The following is a 2,498-nucleotide window of genomic DNA, read 5'->3' on the forward strand; positions in this document are numbered from 1 at the left end:
TTTACTTTCTTGTAAGCGAGTTTAGCTATACCACCTGCGGTGTGAACCCTGAGTTCTTTCTTTTCTTCCTTTGTAAGCTCTTCAATGTGCTGAATCTTGTAAAGGGCAAGTTCCGGGTCCGCCCTCAGGATATTTCTAACGGTTTGTCTCGTGAGACCTACGAGTTCCGCTATTTCCTCTTCTGTTTTCAGGAACTCTTCCCTGTAAACAACTACAAAGGAAGCCCTTGCCAGTGAGGGGAGCCATGTGAGTGTCCTGAATTCCGCAAGTTTGTGAAGACCCCCCAGAAGGTCTATCGCTTTGAGGAACACCCTGGTAACCAGTGCTTCAACGTCAACCTCTACGGGTTTTACCTCTACCACCATTCCACCACCTCCTTTTTATGGCTTTCTAACTTTTAATATAACCCCTTCTTTTTCTACGTATCTTATTAACTCTTCGTAAACCTTATCTTTGATCAAGGTTTCCCCGTTCCCGACCATTATAAGTTTCCTTTTTGCCCTTGTAAGTGCTACGTTTAACCTTCTGTAATCCTTTAAAAATCCCAAATCTCCGTAGGTGTTTGCCCTCACGAAAGAGATTACTATCACCTCTTTTTCCCTTCCCTGAAATCCGTCTACGGTTTTTATTTCAAGGTCTTCAATATTTATAAGCTCCTCCAGGAGGTTAACCTGGTCCTCGTAAGGAGATATCACGCCTATATCTTCCGGTTTTAAACCTACCTTTATAAGGTGTGCAACCAGTTCCTTACACACTTTGGCCTCTTCCTCGTTGTAAAAGGATGTGCTCCCTTTCCTTTGCTCTTCTCTTCCTTCCGTATCCACAAATACGATTATATTCTCGGGAAGTAGTGCCTCTTTGTAGGGAGACGGTACTTCTTTTAATCTTTCCTCATTTATGATTCCCTTCAAAGTCCGGTTTGCTACACTCTCGTGGGCTATCAGCTTTCCCCCGTAAAACATTCTGTTTGAGAACTCCATTATTTTCTTGTTCATTCTGTATTGAATCCTTAGGAGTGTGTAAAACTTCTCACCGTAAAGGTCTATTAATCTCTCAAAGAGGGTGTAGCTCAGTCCTTGTTTTGCTTTTTCACTTAAAACCGTGGGTGGAAGCTGTTTGTGGTCCCCGGCCATTATAAGTTTTTTTCCTTTGACTATTGGTATCAAGCATGAGGGCTCGGTTGCCTGAGTTGCTTCGTCTATAACGACAACGTCAAAGGTGTAACTTTCAAGGATTTCGCTTCCCGCTGTTGAGTTAGTAGTGCAAACAACTTCACTCCTCTTTAGGATTTTATTAACGGCCTTTGCTTCCTCCTTTTTTGCTTCCTCGTAAAGCTCCCTTATTTTTTCTTGGAGCTTTATCCATTTCGCCATGCTTCTGAGAATTTTGGAAGAAAGACCTCTTACGGGTGTTCCCGTTTTTGCTCTTTTTAGTATCTCTTCGTCACTCAGACCTCTTCTATACCTGGGTTCCGGTCTAACGTATCTTTTTTGTTCCTCCTTCAGGCTTTCTATTTCCTCGTAAAGTTTCTTAGCCCTCTCAAACTCGGGTTCAAGCTCAAGGAGGTAATCAAGGGTGTGCATTTTTATACTCTTTAGAACCCTTACGGGGTTTCCTACCCTTACCGCTTTTATACCTTTTTTAACAAGTCTTTCCACCAAGTTATCAACAGCTATATTTGAGTCCGCAACCGCGAGAACCCTGTTACCTCTCTTTACAAGCTCTTCTATACATGCTACGAGAGTTGTTGTCTTTCCGGTTCCCGGAGGACCGTGTATCAGAAAAACCTTTTCCGATTCAACAGCCTTTCTTACCGCTTCCCTCTGATACTCGTTTAACCGGCTCATCGGATAAGTTTAACAAGTTTCTTTAGGCTTTTTACCTCTTCATCTTTGAGTTCCCTCCAATCCCCGGGCTCCATATCCTCATCAAGCTGGAGGTTTCCTATTCTCGTTCTTTTCAAATCCTTTACGTTGTATCCGATAGCTCTAAAGAGTCTTTTTACTATATGGTAACGACCTTCGGTAAGAATAACCTTTAAAGTATCCTCCGAGAGTTTCTCCGCTCCAACGAGACTGACATGTTTTCCTTCAAGTTCAACGTTTTTTATCCTCTCAAAGTCTCTAAAAGGTCTATCAAGTTTAACAACATACTCCTTTTCAACCTTCCACTTGGGATGTGTTATTCTGTGGGCAAACTCCCCGTCGTCGGTTATAAGTAGAAGACCTTCCGCATCAACGTCAAGCCTTCCTGCGGAAAAAAGCTTTCTATTTCCAAAATGCTCCTTAATAATCTCCAGGAAAGAGGGATATTTAGCTTCCTCTTCCGTGGTTGAGATGTAACCTTTTGGTTTGAAAAGCATAATGTAAACGTGTTCTTTTGGTTTTACGTTTACCCCTTCAACCTCTACACTTTCTCCTTCCCTTACCTTGTAATCAGGACTCTTTACCACCCTTCCTCCTACCCTTACCCTTCCTTCCCTTATTAGTTCCTTTGCC

The 2,498-nt window shown here is 42.5% G+C and carries 2 protein-coding genes and 1 pseudogene; all 3 read right to left on the reverse strand.

Annotated elements, in window-relative coordinates:
- Window positions 1-365, reverse strand: a pseudogene (locus ACWB1W_RS03605) (bacterio-opsin activator); the annotation flags it as partial.
- Window positions 366-380: 15 nt separating this feature from the next.
- Window positions 381-1,847: an IGHMBP2 family helicase gene (locus ACWB1W_RS03610; RefSeq protein ID WP_479370030.1), complete on the reverse strand. Its 1,467-nt coding sequence runs from the start codon at window positions 1,845-1,847 to the stop codon at window positions 381-383.
- Window positions 1,844-2,498, reverse strand: a 655-nt coding sequence (locus tag ACWB1W_RS03615; RefSeq protein ID WP_479370031.1) for a pseudouridine synthase, incomplete at its 5' end; no start/stop codon positions are given. The genes ACWB1W_RS03615 and ACWB1W_RS03610, both read right to left, overlap by 4 nt.

The organism is Aquifex sp., assembly GCF_056494385.1.